Raw genomic sequence first — 19,342 nt, 5'->3', positions numbered from 1 at the left:
CGGGAGCCGGTGGTTGTGCTGGTACGTGAAAGTTGAAATCTTTTCCGACGTCGTCTGTCCCTGGTGCTACATCGGGCACACCCGCTTCGCCCGCGCCGCCGAGGCGTTCCGGGCCAAGGGCGGCACCGTGGAGATCACGATGCGCCCCTTCCAGCTCAACCCCGACGCCCCGCTCGAGGGCGAGCCGCTGCTGGGCGCCCTGGAGCGCAAGTTCGGCCCGAACATCGGCCAGATGACCGGGCAGGTCACGGCCGTGGCCGAGCAGGAGGGCCTGGAGCTGAACTTCGACGCGGCCGTCAGCGCCAACACCGCCGAGGCGCACCGCCTCATCGAGGTCGCCACCGCCCAGGGCAAGGGCGAGGAGATGGCGCACCGGCTGTTCCGGGCGCACTTCACCGACGGGCTCAACGTGGGCGACCCGGACGTGCTGGCCAAGCTGGCCGCCGACGCCGGCGTCACGGACGACGGCCAGGGCGGGGCCGAGGTGAGCGAGCACCTGGCGCGGGCCCGGCAGCTCGGGATCTCCGGCGTGCCGCTGTTCCTGTTCGAGGGGCAGTTCGCGGTCTCGGGGGCGCAGCCGTACGAGACGTTCGTGGCGGCGCTGGACGAGGTGGCCGAGCGCACGGGACAGAAGCCGATCACCCTCCTGGCCGCCCCCGCGGACGGCTGCGCCGACGACAGCTGCGCGATCTGAAACGTTTTAAAGCCCGCGCAGGCCCTCGCCCAGGTCGCCCGCGCGGTGATGGCGGCGGCACAGCACCTGATACCGCACCGGGGAGGCGTCCGTGTCGCCGATGACGACCTGCTCACCCATGCGGACCATCACACCCCCCACCACCCGGGCGTTGAGCTGCCCGGGCCGCCCGCACCAGCACAGCACCTCCACCTGCAGCTTGCAGACCTCGTCGGCCAGCTCGAACAACCGCTGGGCCGCCGGGAACATCACCGACCGGAAGTCGGAGGCCAGCCCGAAGGCGTAGACGTCGATGCCGTGCTCGTCCACCAGGTCGGCCAGCTGCTCGATCTGCGCCACGGAGTAGAAGCACGCCTCGTCGCAGATCAGGTAGTCGATGCGGTCGTGGCCGGTGACGAGGGCGACCAGGTCGAGCCCGTCCTCCACCTCGATGGCCTCCTGCCCGAGGCCGATGCGGCTGGTCACCTGCGGCCCGCCGGAGCGGTCGTGCTTGGTGAGCACGAGCCCGCGCCGTCCCTGCCTGCCGTGGTTGTAGTTCAGCTGCAGCGCCAGCGTGGACTTACCACAGTCCATGGGGCCGAAGTAATACTTCAGCACGGCGTCGCGGCCGTTGGCTGAAGGTGCGGCAGACAGAGCAGACGATTCGGTCACGGAGTGCCACCTTAGCGGTTGGCTTATGGGAGATTTGTCCCAGGAGCATCAGGAGGACGCCTTGGTCACAGAGAAACCCGCCGAAAAGCCGCCCGCGCTGGACGCCATGATGACGGCCGACGACATCACCGCCGCCCAGGCGGACGCCGCCCGCTGGCGCTACGGCTTCTTCGTCGTGGTCACCGGCATCATCGCGATTCTGGTCGCCTTCGGGGCCGCCGTCTTCGCGACCCGGGAGTTCGCGGCGCTGTTCGCGGGCGTGGCCGGAGTGGTGGGCACGATCATCGGCGCCTACTTCGGCGTGCAGGCCGGCCAGTCCGGCAAGGCCCGCGTCGAAGCCGAGCTGGCGAAATCCCAGGAAATGGTGGTACGGCTGGCAGCCTACGTGGGCACGCAGAACGCGCCCCGCGTCATCGACGAAGTCCTTGGCAAGCGGCGTACCTGATGGCAATCCGTCTGTTATCCGAGCCCACTACACATGACAAGCATGCGTAGCGTGCGGATCGGCGTCGACACCGGCGGCACGTTCACCGATGTGGTCGCGGTGGACGAGCAGACCGGTGAGGTCGTCACCACGAAGACCCCCTCGACCCCGGCGAACCCGGCAGACGGGTTCATCGCCGGCATCGAGAAGCTCGGCGAGCTCGACGTCGGCTCCGTGGTGCACGGCACCACCGTCGCCACCAACCAGCTCCTGGAAGACCGCATCTCGGGGCTCGGCTTCATCACCACCGAGGGCTTCGAGTTCATCCTGGAGATCGCCCGGCAGAGCGTGCCCGACGGTTACGGCAACTCCTACTTCTGGGTCAAGCCGCCGCGCATCGTCCCGGTGCACCTGGTCAAGACCGTCGGCGGACGCCTGGACCACCTCGGCAACGAGGTGCGGCCGTTCTCCGAGGAGCAGGCGGCCGAGGCCGCGCGCTGGTTCCGCGCCAAGGGCGTCACCGCCGTCGGGGTCTGTTTTCTGCATTCCTACGCCAACCCCGAGCACGAGCGCCGCATGCGCGAGGTGCTGGAACGCGAGCACCCGGAGGCCGTCGTCTCGCTCTCCAGCGACGTGCTGCGGGAGTATCGCGAGTACGAGCGCTCGGTCACCACACTCGTGGACGCCGCCGTCAAACCGGTCATGCGCCGCTACATCGCCAACCTCGCCGACCGGCTCGGCATGCCGTTCTCGGTGATGAAGTCCAACGGCGGCATCCTGTCGGCCCGCGAGGTCGTCCACCAGCCGATCACCACGGTGCTGTCCGGCCCCGCGGCCGGCGCGCTCGGGGCGGCGCTCATCGCCTCGACGGCCGGCCACCCCTCGGTCATCACGCTGGACGGCGGCGGCACCTCCACCGACGTGGCCGTCGTCCTGGACGGCGAGCCCTCGACGACCACCGAGGGCGCCGTCGGCCGCTACCCGTGCAAGATCCCGATGATCGACATCGTCACCGTCGGCGCCGGCGGCGGCTCGATCGCCTGGATCACACCCGAGGGCACGCTCAAGGTAGGACCGAAGAGCGCGGGCGCCGACCCCGGCCCCCTCTGCTACGGCCGCGGCGGCTCCGAGGTGACGGTGACCGACGCCCACGTCTACCTGGGCCGCATCCCGCCGCATCTCCTCGGCGGCGAGATCCCCCTGGACGTCGTCGCCGCCCGCACCGGCATCGAGGAACTCGCCGGCAAGCTCGGCATCAGCCCGGAACGCACCGCCACCGGCATCCTGGAGATCAGCGCGTTCAACCAGAGCAACGCCATCCGCCGCCTGACCGTCAAACGCGGCCTGGACGTGCGCGACTTCCCGCTGGTGACCTTCGGCGGCTCCGGCCCGCTGCTGGCCTGCCGCCTCATCGACATCCTGGGCCTGCCCGCGGTGGTCGTGCCACGGGACCCGGGCAACGTCTCGGCGTTCGGCCTGCTCACGGTGGACGTCAAGAACGACTACGTCCGCACCCACGTGACCCGCTCCCTCGACCTGGACACGGCCGGCCGGATCTTCGCCGAACTCGAGTCCGCCGCCGCGGCCGCCCTGGACCGCGAAGGCTTCGACGACCCCCTCTACGCCCGCAGCGCCGACCTGCGCTACTACGGCCAGGCGTACGAGGTCCGCGTCCCGGCCCCGCCCGGCGAGGTGGACGCGGACTGGCGCGCGGAGGTCGCCGAGCGCTTCCACACGGCCCACGAGAAGCTGTACGGCTACGCCTACCGCGACAACCCTCGGCACACGGTCGAATGGGTCAACCTGCGCGTCTCCGGCATCGGCCCCATCACCCGCCCGGCCATCCGCCGCCTGGGGGCCCCCGCCACGGCACCGGAACCCGGGACGCGAGCCGTGCACTTCGACCATCCCACCCCGGAAACCCCCATCCACCAGCGCGCCGGCCTCGCCCCGGGCACGGTGGTCGAGGGCCCGGCGGTCATCGAGGAGTACGGCTCCACGCTCCCGCTCCACCCCGGCTTCCAAGCCAAGGTGGACGAGTACGGAAATCTGGAGGTGCGCCGGAATGCGGAACGAACCCGACGCGGCGAATGAGGAGGGTGAGTGACCCATGAGCGCAGACCCGATTCTCACCGAGATCGTCGAAGGCACGCTGGCCTCGGTCGAGAAGGAGGTCGAGACCGCGATCGCGCGCACGGCCCGCTCGCCGATGATCCGCGACGCCCACGACTTCCGCGCCGGCATCCACGACCGCAAGCTCAGAAAGCTCACCGGCCGCTCCTACAGCGCCCTCGTCCAGCCGATCGTCCGTGACTTCCCCATCGAAACGATGCACGAGGGCGACGTCTACTTCCACAACGACGTCTACCTCTCCGAAGGCGGCATCGGCCACCTGCCCGACCTGTGCGTCACCGTGCCCGTCTTCCACGAGGGCGAGGTGGTCGCCTTCGTCCAGGCGTTCGGCCACCACGACGACATCGGCGGCGCCGTACCCGGGAGCATGCCCTCGCACGCCCGCAGCGTGTTCGAGGAGGGCCTCATGGTCCCGCCCATCAAACTCTGGGACCAGGGCGTCCCGAACGAGGCCGCCCTGCGCATCATGACCCGCAACTCCCGCATGCCCGACTCGCTCGCCGGCGACCTGGACGCCGAATGCTCCGCCTGCCTCATGGGCGCGCGCCGGCTCGCCGAACTCTTCGAGAGGTACGGCAGAGCCGCCGTCGAGGAGTGCTTCGACGCGATCATCGCCAAGACCACCGAGACCTTCCGCCGGGAACTGCTGGCCAAGGTTCCCGAAGGGGTCTACGTGTGGGAGGACTACGCCGAGCACGACGGCGTCGACGAGCCCCGCCTGCACGCCCAGCGCATCACGCTCACCGTCGACCACACCCGCCCCGCCCCCCTGACCATCGACTTCACCGGCACCTCGCCCCAGGCCAAGGGCCCCATCAACCACGCGGGCGACTACGCCGACGGCGTCTTCCTCAAGAAGTGGCTCGCCCCGATCCTCCGGAACCTCGCCGACACCCCGGAGCGCATGGCCGAACTCGACGTCAACGAGGGCGTGGTCCCGCTCATCGAGATGCGCTTCCCGGACAAGGGCACCCTGCTCACCCCGATCTTCCCCGCCCCGACCAACGCCCGCACCTTCGTCATCCTGCGCCTGCTGGGGGTGCTGGCCGGGGTCCTGGCCAAGGCGACCGGCGGTCGGATGCCGGCCGACCAGGAGACCATCCGCTACACCGGCATCCACGGGCTCGACGCCGACGGCCGGCCGTACCTGATGCGAGAGGTGCTGGGTGGCGGCTCGGGCGGGAGATGGTACGCCGACGGCGAGGACACCATCCACGTCGTGCCCGACAGCCGTAACATCCCGGTCGAGTTCGCCGAGGCGCGATGGCCCTTCCGTGTGGAACGCCTCGCGCTGGCCTGCGACTCGGGCGGGCCGGGGCTGTTCCGCGGCGGGCTCGGCTACGACAAGCACATCAGGATGCTGCGCGACGCCTCGTACATGTCGATCGCCGACCGCTCGATCCTGTCGTGCTGGGGTGTCAACGGAGGGCTGGCCGGGCGGCCGTTCCGCGTCGAGGTGGCGGGCAAGGAGATGGAAGGGCTGGTCGACGACCATCCGGTGCAGGCGGGCGAGGTCATCCGCATCCGCACCACCGGGGGCGGCGGCTGGGGCTCTCCGTACGACCGCGACCCGCGGGCGGTGGCGGCCGACGTGCGCGACGGGAAGGTCTCGATCGCCGGGGCGCTGGGCGACTACGGCGTCGTCCTGGACGGCGACCGCATCGACGAACAGGGCACCGCCGAACTCCGCGCCCGCCTCCGGCCCACAGCGGCGCCCTTCTTCGATCGGGGGCCGGGGTATCCCAAGCTCTCCGGTGGGCGAACCACGGCGGAGGTAGACGAACTGTAAAGTTCTCATTACGGGGAGTAATGGGGATCGCTAGCATGATCCGTCGTGAACGTCCCTTCCCCCTCCACCGCCTATGTGGATGAGTCGATGGTGCTCTCCCACGGTCGATACCTTCTTGTCGCCATGCTTGTGACATCGGATCAGGCCGATGCTCAACGCGACGTGCTTCGGTCGCTTCTGGAGCGTGGGCAGCGCCGCCTGCATTGGCACGACGAGAACGACAAACGCCGCGCTCATCTCATCGAGGTCGTGGCGGGCCTGCGACCGAAGGGTGTCATGGTCGTGGGTATGAATCTCAATCCCAAGAAGCAGGAGAGGGCGCGGCGCAAGTGCATGGGGCACTTGCTGTGGAAGCTCCGCGACTTCGGGATCAGCGACATGCTGATCGAACGCCGTCAGGGTGATCTCGACCGGCTTGACAGGGAGATGATCGCGGCGATGCGAGGTTGCAATGCGATGCCGCCGGGGCTTCGGCCGGACTGGTGTGATCCGGAGAGTGAGCCGCTGCTGTGGTTGCCCGACATCGTCGCGGGTGCGCGAGCGTTGGCGGAGCGAGGGAGCGACAGCTTCTGGCAGCAGGTCGGCCGGGGGATGCGAATCCTGGCGGTAGACACCCGGTAAGTCGCAAGCCCGGGCTTCCGTCGTCCGGCGGTCCACCCGGGCCCACTTCCGTTCCCCCCGCAGGGGGCGGCTAGGCGCATGCCCGGGCTTCCGTCGTCCGGCGGTCCACCCGGGCCCACTTCCAGTCCCTCCCGCAGGAGGGTGGCGATACATCGACTGTACCCGCACGACCACCGTCTGTCACTCGAATAGCCCGATGCCATGATGGCGCCCATGCGTATCGCCCTGGCCGGTCTGGCCACCAGTCACCCCTACACCGACGCCAGAACCCTCACCCACCACGCCCACCTGGCCGTTTGGGAGCCGGACGCGGACCGCCTGGCCAGGTTCGTGCAGGAGCACCCGGAAGCCGAGGTCGCCGGAAGCCTGGGCGAGCTGCTGGCCGGGCGGCCCGACGGGGTGGTGCTGACCGTGCCGAACCCGCAGGTGCCGGCGGCGCTGGCCCACGTGCTGGAGAGCGAGGTGCCGGTGTTCGTGAACAAGCCGGCCGCCGCCTCCCGGGAGCAGCTGGAGGCGCTGGACCGGCTGGACATCGGCGATCGGGTGCTGTCCACGTCGGTGCTGCGGTTCGCGCCGGCCTTCGCCGGGATGCGCGTCGATCCGGGTGAGGTGTTGTCGGTGCGGGCGACCGTACGGCATGACGTGGGGATGTGGGCCGGCGGCTACAACGCCTGGCAGGACACGCCGGGGCAGGGCGGCGGGACGATGGTGACCATGGGCGTCCACGGGGTGGAGCTGCTGGTGGCGCTGCTGGGTCCCGGGGTACGGCTGGCGGGGGCGGCCGGGGCGGTCCGGCACTACGCGGGGCTGCGGTCGGAGGACACCGGGGTGATGGCGCTGCAGTGGGGGAGCGGGGTCACGGGGGTGGTGGAGGTCATCGGGGTGTCCTCCGGTGAGGAGTACACCGTGACGGTGCACCGTCGCGGCGGTGACGAGCACATCGTGATCGAGCCGGGCGCGGACCATCTGCGCGGTCTCGGGTACGAGGGGACGGTCGAGGCGTTTCTCGGCATGGTCGGGGGCGCGCCCAGCCCGGTGCCGTGGGCGCAGACCCGGGCGATCCTCGAGGTGCTGGTTTCGGCGCGGGAGGCGGCCCCCGCCCATTGACAGGGCGAGACTCCGCTAGTTACGGTCTGGACCGTAAATGAGAGGAGTCAGGGTGCGGACGGTATCCGAGCTCGAAGAGCGCCTGGCGCGGCCCAGCGGTGCGCTCGTGGACGATCTGGCCAGGCTCGACGGCGACATCATGATCCTGGGCGCGGGCGGCAAACTCGGGCCCAGCCTGGTCAGGCTGGCGCTCAACGCCACCATGGGCAAGAAGCGGATCGTGGCGGTGTCGAGGTTCTCCGAGCCCGGCCTGGCCGGCGCGCTGACCGCTGAGGGCGCCAGCGTGGTCGCCGCGGACGTGGCCGACGACGCGGCGCTGCGCGAACTGCCCGACGCAGAGAACGTCGTCTTCCTGGTCGGGGCCAAGTTCGGCACCCAGGGCGCCGAGCACGCCACCTGGTTCACCAACTCCTACCTGCCCGGACGGGTGGCCGACCGGTTCCGCGACAGCCGGATCACGGCCCTGTCCACCGGGAACGTCTACCCGCTCGTCCCGGTGACCGGCGGCGGCGCCACCGAGGAGACCGCGCCCGGCCCGGTCGGCGAGTACGCGATGAGCTGCCTCGGGCGCGAGCGCGTCATGGAGCACTTCAGCGACAGGTACGGCACCCGCCTGGCGCTGATCCGGCTCAACTACGCGGTCGAGATGCGCTACGGCGTGCTGGTCGACCTGGCGCAGAAGATCGCCGCCGGGCAGCCGATCGACCTGGCCACCGGGCAGGTCAACGTGGTCTGGCAGGGCTACGCCAACGAGGTGACGCTCCGGTCGCTCCTGCACGCCGACGCGCCGCCGTACCTGCTGAACCTCACCGGGCCCGAGCTGATCTCGGTACGGCAGGCCGCGCAGGCCCTCGGCCGTGCGCTCGGCAGGGAGCCGGTGTTCACCGGCGAGGAGGCGCCCACGGCGCTGCTGTCCAATGCCGGCAGATGCCATCGGACCTTCGGGTATCCGGAGCTGACGCCGGCCGAGCTCATCGAGCACACCGCCCAGTGGGTCGCCGAGGGCGGGCCGCTGCTGGGCAAGCCCACGAAGTTCGAGCGGCGCGACGGCCGGTTCTGATCAGCATGCTCACCGATCAAGGGGGAAGTCACGTGCTCAGCACGGCTCCAGAGGCTCAACCGTCCGCGCGCGACCTGTTCCGGCGCGGCCTGGTCATCCCGGCGCACCCCCTCGCGCTGGACGCCGGCCGTAGGCTCGACGAGCGCCGGCAGCGGGCGCTGACCCGCTACTACGTGGCGGCGGGCGCGGGCGGGCTGGCGGTCGGCGTGCACACGACGCAGTTCGCCCTCCACGGCACGCCGATGCTGGCGCCGGTGCTGGAGCTGGCCGCCGAGACCTCGCGGGCGGCGGGCCGGGAGGTCCTACTGGTCGCCGGGGCCACCGGGCCGACCGGGCAGGCGGTGGCCGAAGCGGAGCTGGCCCGGTCGCTCGGGTACCACATGGTGCTGCTCAGCCCCTACGCCGGACTGGACGAGGACGGGCTGATCGAGCGGGCCGCGGCGGTCGGCGAGGTCCTGCCGGTCATCGGCTTCTACCTGCAGCCGGCGGTCGGCGGGCGCACGCTGTCGCGGGAGTTCTGGACCCGGCTGGCCTCGATCGAGTCGGTGGCCGGGATCAAGGTGGCGCCGTTCGACCGGTACCGGACCCTGGACGTGCTGCACGGGGTGGTCAGGGCGGGGCGGGCCGACGAGGTGGCGCTCTACACCGGCAACGACGACCACATTCTGGCCGACCTCATCACCACCCACCGGGTCGTCGTGGACGGGCGCGAGGTCGAGGTGGAGTTCGTCGGCGGGCTGCTCGGCCAGTGGGCGGTGTGGGTGCGCAAGGCGGTCGGGCTGCTGGAGGAGGCGCGGCGGGCGCGGGGCGGCGACGACGAGGCGGTCCGCAGGCTGCTCAGCCTGGACGGCCACCTGACCGACGCGAACGCCGCCATCTTCGACTCGGCGAACGGCTTCCACGGGTGCATTCCGGGCATCCACGAGATCCTGCGCCGCCAGGGCCTGCTGGCCGGGCGCTGGTGCCTGGATCCCGAGGAGGACCTGTCGCCCGGGCAGCTCGCCGAGATCGACCGGGTGTGGGCGGCTTACCCGTGGCTGCGGGACGACGAGTTCGTGGCCGAGGGCCTGGACCGGTGGCTCTCCTAGAAGCGCCGCTAAAGGGTGAGCTTGTAGAGGGTCAGCGGACGGCCGCTGCTGCCGCTGGTCAGGTTGCCGGTGCGCTCGGCGAGGCCGGCCAGTTCCAGGCGGTGGAGCATGCGGCGGGCGGTGCGCTGCTGGACGGCCAGGCGTTCGGCGATCTCGCGGGTGGTCAGGGGTTCGCCTCCGGCGGCGTCGCGGGCCTCCAGGAGGCGTTCGAGCGTGGGCACCGACAGCCCCACGCGCCGGGCCAGCACGGACAGGTTCTGCTCGCCGGCCGGCGTGCTGGTCACCGACTCCAGCACGATGTCGGTGTCGGCGCGCAGCGACAGCACCGCGGCCACGTCCCCGATCCGCCGCGCGCGGGCCAGCGCCCGCCGGGCCAGGCTCTCCGCCTCGGCGGCGCTGCGCCCGAGGCCGAAGCCGACGCGTACCACCCGGCTGGCCGCGGCGAGCCGCCCCAGCATGGGCAGCCCGGTGAAGCCGCCGGTGGCGTCGTACAACGGGCCGCGGGTGGTCACGAGCAGGTGGGTGCCGCCGCGGAACCCGGCCAGCGTGCCGCCCAGGGCGGTGGCCTCGCGCAGCAGCCCTTCCTCGCCGTCCACCTCGACGAGCCCGAGCGCGATCTGGGCGTCCTCCTGCGCCTGGCCTTCCGCGGTGAGCAGGAGCTGGCGCAGCGCGACGCGCACCGAGTGCACGGACGGCGCCAGCCGCAGCACGTGCATGTCGCCGCGCAGCGCCTCGTGCACCGAGCTGAGGCAGGTGATCACCGGATGCCCCGCCCCGCGCCGGTGGAAGGCGATGGCCTTCTTGGAGGTCATCTCGGGCCGGTAGCCGAGCGTGCGCAGCCGGTCGGTGGGCAGCCCGGCCTCGGTGAAGGTGGCGGTGACGTCGGCCGGCGCGAGCGTGTCGATGGACAGGGTGGTGATGTCCTGTCCGTCGTGCTGCAGCCGGACGAGGGCGCTGAGCAGCGTCGCGCCGGAGTAGTCCACGAACGCGGCGGGCCGCGAGAGCATGTCGGCGTCGCGGGCCAGCATGTAGGGCACGATTCCGGTGAAGAGCCAGCCTTCGACGGCGCCGGCGTGCGCTTCGACGATGGCGGGTGCCTGCGACTCGTGGTCGTAGTCGAGCCGCAGCGTGCTCACGCCGGGCTGCTCCTCGCAGGTGGCCGCGACGTCGTCGACCAGATCGTGCGGGCCGACGACCCCGATGACGATACCCACCCACGCCTCCTTCTCCACTATTACGGTCAAGACCGAAAGGTTAACCTGTGAGTCTCACGTTTCCCAACATGGCCGAATCCGCCGGCCGTACCCTCGGCGAGGAGGAGATCGCGGCGCTGGAGAGGGTGATCCGCTCCGGCATGCTCAGCTCCGTCTGGGGCACGGAGGTGCGCGCGCTCGAAGGCGAGGTCGCGGAGTTGTACGGCTCCCGCCACGCCATCGCGTGCAGTTCCGGCACCGCGGCCCTCCATCTCTCCGTCGTGGCGGCCGCTCCGGACCCCGGTGACGAGATCATCACGACGCCGATCACGGATTTCGGCACGGTGGCCCCCATCTTGGCGCAGAACGCCGTTCCTGTCTTCGCCGACGTGGACCCGGCCACCGGCATTCTCGATCCGCGGGCGGTCGCCAGGCTCATCGGTCCCCGTACCCGGGCCATCATGGTCGTTCATCTCTTCGGCGCCCCGGCTCCGGTGGATGACCTCCGCGCCCTGGCCGACCGGCACGGCCTCACCCTGATCGAGGACTGCGCCCAGGCGTGGCTGACCGAACTGCCCGGCGGGTACGCGGGCACCGCGGGCCACGTCGGCACCCTCAGCCTCCAGCAGTGGAAGCACATCACCTGCGGCGACGGCGGCCTGACCCTCACCGACGACGACGAACTGGCCAGGCGCATGCGCCTGTTCGCGGACAAGGGCTGGGACCGCGCCAAGGGCCGCTCCCATGAGAGCCTCGGGCTCAACTACCGCATGACCGAGCTCCAGGGCGCCGTCGCCCGCGCCCAGCTGGCCAAACTCCCGGGCGTGCTGGCCGATCGGCGCCGCACCGCCGTACAGCTGGTCGAGGCCCTTCGCGGACTGGAGAAGGTACGGCCGGCGCGCCCGGACGGGCACGCGTGGTGGTTGTTCCCGCTCGTCCTGCCCGGCGGCGGGGCGCGCGAGCTGGCGGAGAAGCTGCGGGAGGACGGGATTCCGGCGCGGGCCGGATATCTCAACCAGACCCTCAATCACGCGCCCGTCCTGGAGTCCCCGCTCTACGGGGGATCGCGGTACCCGCTGGAGGGGTACGAGGCCGCCGCCTGTCCCGAGGCGGAGCGCATGGTGGCCGAGACTCTGCTGGTCATCGACTGGAACGAGAACTACACCGGCGAGCACGTGGCCGCCGTCGCCGCGGCGGTCCGTAAGTACTGCGGGTGAGCTCTTGACCCCCTGTTCATCCGGTCGCTAGGTTTCGGTCTAGACCGGTATTAGGAGAAAGGAAGGCCCATGAGGAAGGTAGCGGTAGCCGGCCTCGCGGCCGGCCTGGGAGTCACGCTCGCCGGATGCGGTTCCTCCAGCGGTGGATCGGACGGCAAGAGCACGGTGACGACGTGGGTCTACCCCGTCATCGAGGACCAGGCCAAGAGCAAGGCGTTCTGGGACACGGTCGAGAAGGACTTCGAGGCCGGGAACGCCGGCGTCGACGTCAAGATCGAGCAGCAGCCCTGGGACGGCCGCCAGCAGAAGGTCACGGCCGCCCTGGCCGCCAAGAAGGGCTTCGACCTGGTCCTGCTCGGCCCCGACCAGATCCCCCAGTACGTCAAGCAGGGCACGATCGCCCCGCTCGACGACGCCGTCGCCGCCGAGAAGGGTTCCTTCCGCCCCAACGCGCTCAGCGCGCTCAGCGTCGAGGGCAAGGTGTACGGCGTGCCGATCTACCAGACGATCACGGCCCCCATCTGGAACAAGAAGGCCCTCGACGAGGCCGGCGTCAGCGCGGTGCCGAAGACGTGGGACGAGGTCCTGGCCGCCGCGCCCAAGCTGGCCGCAAAGAAGATCCCGATCTTCATGTACCCCGGCGCCCCCGAGACCTCGCTCAACCTCAGCTTCTACCCGATCCTGTGGTCCAACGGCGGCCAGGTCTTCAGCCCCGACGGCAAGAAGGCCGCCTTCAACGGGCCCGAAGGCGTGAAGTCGCTGCAGTTCCTCCTCGACCTGCAGAAGGCCGGCGGCCTGCCGGGCAACGCGGCGACGCTGACCAACGTCATCGAGGGCAGCCCGCTGGCCCAGGGCAAGGTGGCCATGTACCACGCCGCCGCCCCCATCGGCGCCAAGCAGCTGGCCGCCGCCGTCGGCGCGGAGAACGTGGTCGTCGGCGGCCCGTTCGAGGGCGCCAAGAAGGTCGCCTTCGGCATCCCCGGCGCCCTCGTGCTGGCCGCGCACTCCAAGTCCGCGGAGGCGGCCAAGAAGCTCGCCGCCTACATCGGCTCCGCCGAGGTGGCCGCCCGGCTGTCGGCCGAGTCCGGCTACTTCACCGCGCGCACCGACGCCTCGGCCCCCAGCGCCGACGCCACGGCGAAGGAGTTCGAGAAGTCGCTGGAGTTCGCCTTCCCCGGTGACGCCCACGCCTCCGCCCGGCAGGTCATGACGGTGCTGGCCCCGGAGATCCAGTCCGCGCTGCAGGGGAAGAAGACCGCCCAGCAGGCGCTCGACGACGCCGCCAAGCTGGTCGACGACCAGCTCGCCGCCGCCGGCTGACGTACGCGGGGAGGTCGTGCGCGGCCTCCCCGCCCTTTGCGAAAGGCCTCAACCTGTGCGACACCGGCTGCGCGACCCCGTCACCGGGTTGCTGTACGTCCTGCCGATGCTCGTGCTCTTCGTGATCTTCCGGTTCGTCCCCTCGCTGGGCGCGGCCGGCATGAGCCTGACGGACTACAAGATCAACGGGGAGTGGAGCTTCGTCGGCGTGGAGAACTACGCCAGGCTCCTCGACGACCCCATCTTCATGGGAGCCCTGCGCGTCACGATCGTCTACGTGGCGATCTACGTCCCGCTCACCGTGCTCATCTCCCTGGGCACCGCGCTCCTGCTCAACTCGGTCGTCTTCATGAAGGGGCTGTTCCGGGGCATGCTCTTCCTGCCCTACGTGACCAGCTTCGTCTTCGCCGGAGTGATCTGGCGCTGGATCTACGAGTTCGACGGCCTGATCAACGGGCTGCTCGCCAAGATCGACATGGGGCCGGTCGGGTTCCTGGACGACACCGCGCTGGTACTGCCCTCGCTGGCCACCGTCTCGGTGTGGAAGGGCTTCGGCTACTCCATGCTCATCCTGCTGGCCGGGCTGAAGTCCATCCCGCCCTCCTACCTGGAGGCCGCCCGGGTGGACGGCGCCGGCGCCTGGCAGCGCTTCCGCGCCATCGTGCTGCCGCTGCTGCGCCCCGCGCTCTTCTTCGTCGTGGTCATCGAGACGATCGGCGCCTTCCAGACCTTCGACGTCATCTACGTGATGACCGGCGGCGGACCCTCGCGGGCCAGCTACAACCTCATCTACGCGCTCTACGACCAGGGCTTCGGGAACTTCGACATCGCCTACGCGGCCACGATCGGCATCGTGCTGTTCGTCCTGGTCTTCATCGTCTCGATGATCCAGCGCCGACTGCTCGATCGGAGCACCACATGACGATGACCGAGACCGAACCCGTGGTGGCGGCGCCCGCCCGCAAGGCCCGGACGCCCGGGCGCAGGACCGGCCGCCAGTGGCCGCTCGTCGTCCTGCTCGGGCTCGTCGCCGTGCTCACCGTCAGCCCGTTCCTGCTGATGCTGGTGCTGGCGGTCAGCCCCAAGAACGCCCCCACCGTGCCCCACCAGTGGCCGGACACCCTCACGCTGGACAACCTCGTCACGAACCTGACGTCCTCCGGATTCCTCGGCTGGACCGTCAACTCCTTCGTCTACGCCGCCGTCTCCGTGGTCATCATCCTCCTGACCGCCTCCATGGCCGGCTACGCCTTCGCCAAGAAGCGCTTCCCCGGCCGCGACGCGCTGATGTGGGCGTTCCTGGCGACCATGATGGTGCCCTTCCAGGCCACGCTGATCCCGCTGTACATCCTCGTGTCGAACCTGGACGGCGCGGACACCTTCTGGGGCCTCATCGTGCCCACGCTGGCCAACTCCCAAGCCGTCTTCCTCATGCGGCAGTTCATCCGCGACCTGCCCGACGAGCTCTTCGAGGCCGCCAAGGTGGACGGCGCCCCGGAATGGCGCATCTACCTGCAGATCGTGCTGCCGCTCACCAAGCCGATCCTGGCCACGCTGGGCGTCTTCGTCTTCCTGTGGCACTGGAACGACTTCCTCTGGCCGCTCGTCGCGACCACCGGCGAGGAGATGCGCACGCTGACGGTGGGCCTGTCCACGCTGCGCGGCGAGCAGTTCCCGCAGTCGATGGAGATGGCCGCGGCGGCGATCTCCGTGGTGCCCTGCCTGGCCGTCTTCTTCCTGCTGCAGCGCTACCTCGTCAACAGCATCGCCATGACCGGCCTCAAGTGATCGCCTAGGCTGGGGCGGCATGAGCACGGCAATCGACCCGCGCGCGGCCGCGCTGCGCGACCGCCTGCGCGGCACGCTGGTCGCCGCCGCGGCCACCCCCATGACCGCCTCCGGCGAGGTCGACCTCGACCTGGTCTCCTCCTACTTCGCCGGACTGGTCGCCGACGGCGCGGGCGGGCTGGCGGTTCTCGCACACACCGGACGCGGGCCGTACCTGAGCGACGAGGTGCGCGCGGGCGTGATCGCCCGCGCGGTCGCGCTCGGCGTGCCCGTCGTGGCCGGCATCGGCGGTACGGCCGGCGTCGCGCAGGCCAGGGCGGCGGCCGAGCTGGGGGTGGCGGCGCTCATGCCGTTCCCGTCCACCGGCGACCGCGTGGCCGAGCACCAGGCCGCGTGGGAGGCGACCGGGGTCCCCCTGATCGCCTTCGACCTCTACAGCCTGCCCTGCCCGCCGGACGTGCTGCGCGCGCTCGTGGCGCTGCCCGGCGTGGCCGCGCTGAAGGTGGCGCTGCTGTCCGACGCCATGGCCTGCCAGCGCAGCATCGCCATCGCCCGCGCGGCCGGCCGCCTGGCCGTCACCGGCGAGGACCGCATGTTCGGGCCCTCGCTGCTGTGGGGCGCGGAAGCCGCGCTCGTCGGCCTGGCCGCCGCGCACGTGGGCGTCACCGCCGACGTGCTGCGCGCCTACGCGGGCACGGACCTGCGCGCGTTCGAGGCCGCCTCGGCCCGGCTGGACCGCCTGGCGGCCGCCACCTTCACCGAGCCGATGGAAGGCTACGTGCAGCGCATGCTGTGGCTGGCCGCCGAGGAGGGCCGCATCCCGGCCACGCACGCGCACGACCCGTACGGCCCCGCCCTCGGTGACGTGCCGCTGAGCGCCAAGGACGTCCTCACGTCCTGAGCAGGCGCTGGGCGTTGCGCGTGTGCAGCAGGCGGGAGACGTGCGACGGGTACCACCTGCGGCCGCCGCCCGGGGTGCGGACGCCGTCGCGGTTGAGCTCGTCGCAGATGCCGGCATAGGTGGCGCCCCGCTCGCGCAGCGCAACCACACGGGACAACACCTCCTCGGGACACGACGGCGGGCGGCCCGGCAACCGCTTGACGGGCTCCGCCACCGCGGGGCGCTGGGCGGGACGGGGAATCGGGCGGATGGGCGGCAGCGGTGTGCCCTCCGGACGGGACACCGGGTGGGCCGTGCGCTCCTGGCCGCTCATGGCAGCCGCCGGGAACGACGGTGACGAAACTCGAGCACGGAAGGATCTCCCCAGGCAGGCGGGGAGCGGCGAACGCTACCCGCGGACGGACGACAGGACCGGGACGAGCCCCCGCTGAGTTGGTCCCCTGGTCACATGTGGTCCGGCCGCGATGAGGGCGCCGGGTGGATGCCTTCCCGCGCGGGCGGGGAACGGCACGGCCCGCACGATGCGCCCCTGGCCGAGGAGCGTGCGGGTGAGCCCCACCAGGTGCACCTGCACCCAGTCGGCCGCCCGCTCGATGACGTGGTACAGCCTCGCCGGAAGCCGGCGCAGCATGCGGGCGGTGTCGTTCAGGAGCCGGTCGAGGTCACGGGGCGCGACCTTGGCCTGGTGGATCAGCCAGTGGGCGAAGTCGTCGTCGTCCCCCTCGCGCTCCTTGAGGTATGCGGTGATCCTGGCCAGATTGACCAGGCGCCTGGCCAGGCGGTCATAGGAGTCGGCGATGGGCAACCGGCGGGCGGGCGGCTCCGCCAGGCCCAGCGCTTCCTCGAGAACGCGCTGGTAAACGGACTCACGCATGCGGTGAGCCTCGTGCTCCATCTGCCGTTGCCACGTCTTCATCCGCGCGCGGGCCCGCCGCAGCCGCCATCTCTGGGCGATGCCCAGGATCCCCGTGAGCAGCAGGCGCATCGCCGTACCGCCGCGCAGCCAGGGATGCATGCCCACCTCCGGGGGGATCCGCCTGCTTCGACGGTACAACCTCGTGGCGACGTTTCCGGTAACTACGGCCGGATGGCGATGCTGACCAGGTTGCGGCCCTTCAGCCCGTACAACGCCCGGCTGTCAGGGGCGATGGCGAGCCGGGAACCGCCGCCGAACCAGCCGGCGGCCAGCTTGGCCGTCGAGGTCACCGGGGGCGAGCCGAGGCCCTCCTGGGGGCTGGTGCCAGCTCGGCGGTGGAGTTGAGGCCGCCGGCCAGGTGCCCGCCATGCTGGAGACCCGGTCGCGGTCGGCGAGCTCGGCGGGGAGCGGGTCGCGCTTCTCGCCACGCGGCCCGGCTCCGACATGCCCATGTAGATCGTGCCGTCGGGGGCGGCGGCCATGGTCCAGATGGAGTGGTCGGGGTATTCGGCGAGCTTGACGGTGGCGCCGGTGATCGTGTCGAGCTTGTAGAGGTCGGAGCGGGAGTGGGTGCCGATGTAGACGTCGGTGCCGTGCTTGCACATCGCCCAGATGCCGACGCCGGTGGGGATCTCGGCGTGGACGGTGATCCGGTCCCAGGCGCCGACGACGTTGGGGGACAGGCCGCGCGAGCCCAGGTAGAGGACGTCGCCGACGAACTCCCCGCTGCCCAGAGGGGCGGCGACGGCGGCCGGGCCCGAAACGGCGGCGGGGGATGATGCGCTGGCTCCCTTGGCACGTGCTTGGTACCTGTCACACCGGCAGGTTGAAGAGGGCGGCGGCGTTGCGCCAGGCGAGTTTCTCGGCGACGTCCGGGGCGAGCTGGGCGGCGGCGACGGCGCCGAAGGCGGAGGACGGGTCGATCAGGGTGGAGTCGGTGCCGAACAGGAGGCGGTCGGGGTTCACCGCGGCGGCCACCTCGGCGATCCGGCGGGCGGGCGCGTGTGACCAGCACGGCTCGAGGTAGAGGCGGTCGCAGGAGTTGGCGGCCTCGATGGCGAAGCGGTGGCCGTCGGCGCCCATGTGCCCGGCGATGACCCTGAGGCCGGGGATGTCCAGGCAGGTCCGCGCGAGGTCGAGGACGGTGGCGCCCCAGGTGTGCACGAGCGCGGGCACGCCGTGCGCGGCGACGAGGGCGAGGGCTTCGCGGGTCTGGGGGGAGTCCGCCGGCGATCGGGTGTAGTCGGTGTGGATCTTGACGCCTTTGAAGAGGCCGGTGGGGAGGTACTCCTGAAGATCCCTTTCGGCCTGGGCGAGGCGGCGGGGGTTGATGGTGACATATCCGAAATGGCGGTCGGTGCCGGCCAGCCATTCCGCCAGCGCCCGGTTGCCCGTCGCTGGATCGTAGATCACCGCCTCGGTGGCCGACACGATCGCGTGGCCGATGCCGTAGCGGTCCATCGTGGCGTGGTTGACCCCGGCCACGTCCATCGTGAAGAACCACGGGCCCCAGTGCGCGTGCACGTCGATGATCATCCGAGCAGCCTCCTCGCGTTGCCGCCGGCCACCGCGGCGATCTCCTCCGGCTTCAGGCCGCTGGTCGCCAGCCGCAGCAGCGGGACCAGCGGCTCGTAGTGCGGGGTGCGCGAGCCGTACAGAAGCCGGTCGGGCGGTACGGTCTCCAGCGCGTCGGGGGAGTTGAGCAGGCGGGTCGAGGTGTGAAAGCCCGGTTCGTCGGCGGCCACGACGAGGAAGTCACCCAGATGGTAGAAGTGCGTGTCCAGGAAGACGACCTTGGCTCCCCGCCCGGCGAACGGCTCCCAGAACCTGCGCACGTCCCCGCCCGTGAGCACGGTCAGCCCGAGCGCGGCCGCCCGGCGGGCCACGTGGCGCACCGACGGGAACCCGGCCTCCACGCCCTGTTCGTCGGGGAACAACCGGATCGCCCGCACCCCGAGCGGCACGAGGCGCTCGATCTCCCGCACCGCCCCGAGCGGATCGCGCAGGTCAACGGTCCCGACCGGAACCACCCTCGCGTCTCCGCTTCCGGCAGGGGCCACCGCCTGGTCTCCGCTCCCGGCAGGGGCCACCGTCTGGTCGCCGGTCCCGGCCGGAACCGCCCTGTGGTCTCCGGAGAGCCCGAGCACCTCGTCGTTGCCGGTCTCCATGTCGAACAACGCCGCCCGCAGCGACGCCACCGCACCCGCCCGGATGCCGTGCCCGGCCAGCGTGCCGAGGACCGAGCCGGGGTCGCCGGGCGGCCCGTCGCGGTCGGCGTAGGCGCCGACCAGCACGTCCACGTCCAGGGTCACCGTGAGTTCGCCGATCAGCCCGCGTGCGTCGAACGCCGTCACTGCCGCCTCCATTGACTATTCGCGCTCAGAACATTACGGACTGGGCCAAAATTGAGCAACAGGGTCCCCTCCTTCGCGAAAGAGAG

The 19,342-nt window shown here is 71.1% G+C and carries 20 protein-coding genes; 13 read left to right on the top strand and 7 right to left on the bottom strand.

What is annotated here, in order from left to right; all coding sequences use genetic code 11:
* The first annotated feature begins 25 nt into the window (after positions 1-25).
* On the top strand, positions 26-694 hold the full coding sequence (locus FVE25_RS08800) for a DsbA family oxidoreductase (RefSeq protein WP_157245925.1): 669 nt from the start codon (positions 26-28) through the stop codon (positions 692-694).
* A 6-nt stretch (positions 695-700) separates the two neighbouring features.
* On the opposite strand, the gene FVE25_RS08795 is transcribed toward FVE25_RS08800, so the two are convergent.
* On the bottom strand, positions 701-1,345 hold the full coding sequence (locus tag FVE25_RS08795) for a thymidine kinase (protein WP_246266808.1): 645 nt from the start codon (positions 1,343-1,345) through the stop codon (positions 701-703).
* A 61-nt stretch (positions 1,346-1,406) separates the two neighbouring features.
* On the opposite strand from FVE25_RS08795, the gene FVE25_RS08790 reads away from it, so the two are divergent.
* The 7 genes from FVE25_RS08790 (at position 1,407) to FVE25_RS08760 (ending at position 9,567) form a co-directional block, all read left to right on the top strand.
* Entirely contained in the window at positions 1,407-1,790 is a 384-nt protein-coding gene (locus tag FVE25_RS08790; protein WP_157245924.1) for a hypothetical protein, read from the top strand.
* 42 nt (positions 1,791-1,832) lie between these two features.
* The gene (locus FVE25_RS08785) at positions 1,833-3,863 is read left to right on the top strand and encodes a hydantoinase/oxoprolinase family protein (protein WP_157245923.1); all 2,031 of its coding nucleotides are present in this window, start codon (positions 1,833-1,835) and stop codon (positions 3,861-3,863) included.
* Positions 3,864-3,879: 16 nt separating this feature from the next.
* Entirely contained in the window at positions 3,880-5,691 is a 1,812-nt protein-coding gene (locus FVE25_RS08780; protein WP_157245922.1) for a hydantoinase B/oxoprolinase family protein, read from the top strand.
* A 45-nt stretch (positions 5,692-5,736) separates the two neighbouring features.
* Positions 5,737-6,312 carry a hypothetical protein gene (locus FVE25_RS08775; protein ID WP_157245921.1) on the top strand — a complete coding sequence of 192 codons (576 nt, stop codon included), beginning with the start codon at positions 5,737-5,739 and terminating at the stop codon, positions 6,310-6,312.
* 213 nt (positions 6,313-6,525) lie between these two features.
* Complete coding sequence (locus tag FVE25_RS08770) at positions 6,526-7,419, top strand: Gfo/Idh/MocA family protein (RefSeq protein WP_157245920.1); 894 nt, start codon at positions 6,526-6,528, stop codon at positions 7,417-7,419.
* A 52-nt stretch (positions 7,420-7,471) separates the two neighbouring features.
* Positions 7,472-8,479 (top strand): NAD-dependent epimerase/dehydratase family protein, encoded by a 1,008-nt coding sequence (locus FVE25_RS08765; RefSeq protein ID WP_157245919.1) that lies wholly within the window; start codon positions 7,472-7,474, stop codon positions 8,477-8,479.
* Positions 8,480-8,511: 32 nt separating this feature from the next.
* A complete protein-coding gene (locus FVE25_RS08760; RefSeq protein ID WP_219825393.1) occupies positions 8,512-9,567 on the top strand; it encodes a dihydrodipicolinate synthase family protein in 1,056 nt (351 codons plus the stop codon).
* A gap of 8 nt (positions 9,568-9,575) precedes the next feature.
* Here the strand turns inward: FVE25_RS08760 and FVE25_RS08755 are convergent, their stop codons facing one another.
* Positions 9,576-10,811 carry a hypothetical protein gene (locus tag FVE25_RS08755; protein ID WP_246266807.1) on the bottom strand — a complete coding sequence of 412 codons (1,236 nt, stop codon included), beginning with the start codon at positions 10,809-10,811 and terminating at the stop codon, positions 9,576-9,578.
* Positions 10,812-10,828: 17 nt separating this feature from the next.
* Between FVE25_RS08755 and FVE25_RS08750 the strand changes: the two genes are divergently transcribed.
* The 5 genes from FVE25_RS08750 to FVE25_RS08730 all read left to right on the top strand — a co-directional run bounded on the left by FVE25_RS08750 (position 10,829) and on the right by FVE25_RS08730 (position 15,986).
* Entirely contained in the window at positions 10,829-11,977 is a 1,149-nt protein-coding gene (locus tag FVE25_RS08750) for a DegT/DnrJ/EryC1/StrS family aminotransferase (protein WP_219825392.1), read from the top strand.
* 69 nt (positions 11,978-12,046) lie between these two features.
* A complete protein-coding gene (locus FVE25_RS08745) occupies positions 12,047-13,297 on the top strand; it encodes an ABC transporter substrate-binding protein (RefSeq protein WP_157245917.1) in 1,251 nt (416 codons plus the stop codon).
* 55 nt (positions 13,298-13,352) lie between these two features.
* Positions 13,353-14,219 (top strand): carbohydrate ABC transporter permease, encoded by an 867-nt coding sequence (locus FVE25_RS08740; RefSeq protein WP_157245916.1) that lies wholly within the window; start codon positions 13,353-13,355, stop codon positions 14,217-14,219.
* Entirely contained in the window at positions 14,216-15,085 is an 870-nt protein-coding gene (locus FVE25_RS08735) for a carbohydrate ABC transporter permease (RefSeq protein WP_157245915.1), read from the top strand. The genes FVE25_RS08740 and FVE25_RS08735 overlap by 4 nt, the downstream gene beginning before the upstream one ends.
* 19 nt (positions 15,086-15,104) lie before the next feature.
* Positions 15,105-15,986 carry a dihydrodipicolinate synthase family protein gene (locus FVE25_RS08730; protein ID WP_157245914.1) on the top strand — a complete coding sequence of 294 codons (882 nt, stop codon included), beginning with the start codon at positions 15,105-15,107 and terminating at the stop codon, positions 15,984-15,986.
* Here the strand turns inward: FVE25_RS08730 and FVE25_RS08725 are convergent.
* From FVE25_RS08725 to FVE25_RS08705, 5 genes are all read right to left on the bottom strand, one after another.
* Entirely contained in the window at positions 15,976-16,299 is a 324-nt protein-coding gene (locus tag FVE25_RS08725; RefSeq protein ID WP_157245913.1) for a recombinase family protein, read from the bottom strand. The genes FVE25_RS08730 and FVE25_RS08725 overlap by 11 nt on opposite strands.
* Before the next feature lie 75 nt (positions 16,300-16,374).
* The gene (locus tag FVE25_RS08720) at positions 16,375-17,001 is read right to left on the bottom strand and encodes a hypothetical protein (RefSeq protein ID WP_157245912.1); all 627 of its coding nucleotides are present in this window, start codon (positions 16,999-17,001) and stop codon (positions 16,375-16,377) included.
* 62 nt (positions 17,002-17,063) lie between these two features.
* A complete protein-coding gene (locus FVE25_RS08715; protein ID WP_157245911.1) occupies positions 17,064-17,507 on the bottom strand; it encodes a hypothetical protein in 444 nt (147 codons plus the stop codon).
* Between the two features lie 208 nt (positions 17,508-17,715).
* The gene (locus FVE25_RS08710; RefSeq protein WP_157245910.1) at positions 17,716-18,438 is read right to left on the bottom strand and encodes an amidohydrolase family protein; all 723 of its coding nucleotides are present in this window, start codon (positions 18,436-18,438) and stop codon (positions 17,716-17,718) included.
* Positions 18,435-19,256: an amidohydrolase family protein gene (locus FVE25_RS08705; protein WP_181019506.1), complete on the bottom strand. Its 822-nt coding sequence runs from the start codon at positions 19,254-19,256 to the stop codon at positions 18,435-18,437. Before FVE25_RS08705 ends, FVE25_RS08710 begins: the two co-directional genes overlap by 4 nt.
* Positions 19,257-19,342: the final 86 nt, after the last annotated feature.

This window comes from Nonomuraea typhae, assembly GCF_009760925.1.
GTDB lineage: Bacteria > Actinomycetota > Actinomycetes > Streptosporangiales > Streptosporangiaceae > Nonomuraea > Nonomuraea typhae.
This window is presented reverse-complemented; position numbering and strand designations above follow the sequence as displayed.

Excerpts from the sequence above, each read along its gene's own strand:
- FVE25_RS08780 (WP_157245922.1), top strand. The coding sequence starts at position 3,880 with ATGAGCGCAGACCCGATTCTCACCGAGATCGTCGAAGGCACGCTGGCC.
- FVE25_RS08770 (WP_157245920.1), top strand. The coding sequence starts at position 6,526 with ATGCGTATCGCCCTGGCCGGTCTGGCCACCAGTCACCCCTACACCGAC.
- FVE25_RS08745 (WP_157245917.1), top strand. The coding sequence starts at position 12,047 with ATGAGGAAGGTAGCGGTAGCCGGCCTCGCGGCCGGCCTGGGAGTCACG.
- FVE25_RS08785 (WP_157245923.1), top strand. The coding sequence starts at position 1,833 with ATGCGTAGCGTGCGGATCGGCGTCGACACCGGCGGCACGTTCACCGAT.
- FVE25_RS08725 (WP_157245913.1), bottom strand. The coding sequence starts at position 16,299 with ATGAGCGGCCAGGAGCGCACGGCCCACCCGGTGTCCCGTCCGGAGGGC.
- FVE25_RS08710 (WP_157245910.1), bottom strand. The coding sequence starts at position 18,438 with ATGATCATCGACGTGCACGCGCACTGGGGCCCGTGGTTCTTCACGATG.
- FVE25_RS08720 (WP_157245912.1), bottom strand. The coding sequence starts at position 17,001 with ATGCATCCCTGGCTGCGCGGCGGTACGGCGATGCGCCTGCTGCTCACG.
- FVE25_RS08715 (WP_157245911.1), bottom strand. The coding sequence starts at position 17,507 with ATGTGCAAGCACGGCACCGACGTCTACATCGGCACCCACTCCCGCTCC.
- FVE25_RS08735 (WP_157245915.1), top strand. The coding sequence starts at position 14,216 with ATGACGATGACCGAGACCGAACCCGTGGTGGCGGCGCCCGCCCGCAAG.
- FVE25_RS08730 (WP_157245914.1), top strand. The coding sequence starts at position 15,105 with ATGAGCACGGCAATCGACCCGCGCGCGGCCGCGCTGCGCGACCGCCTG.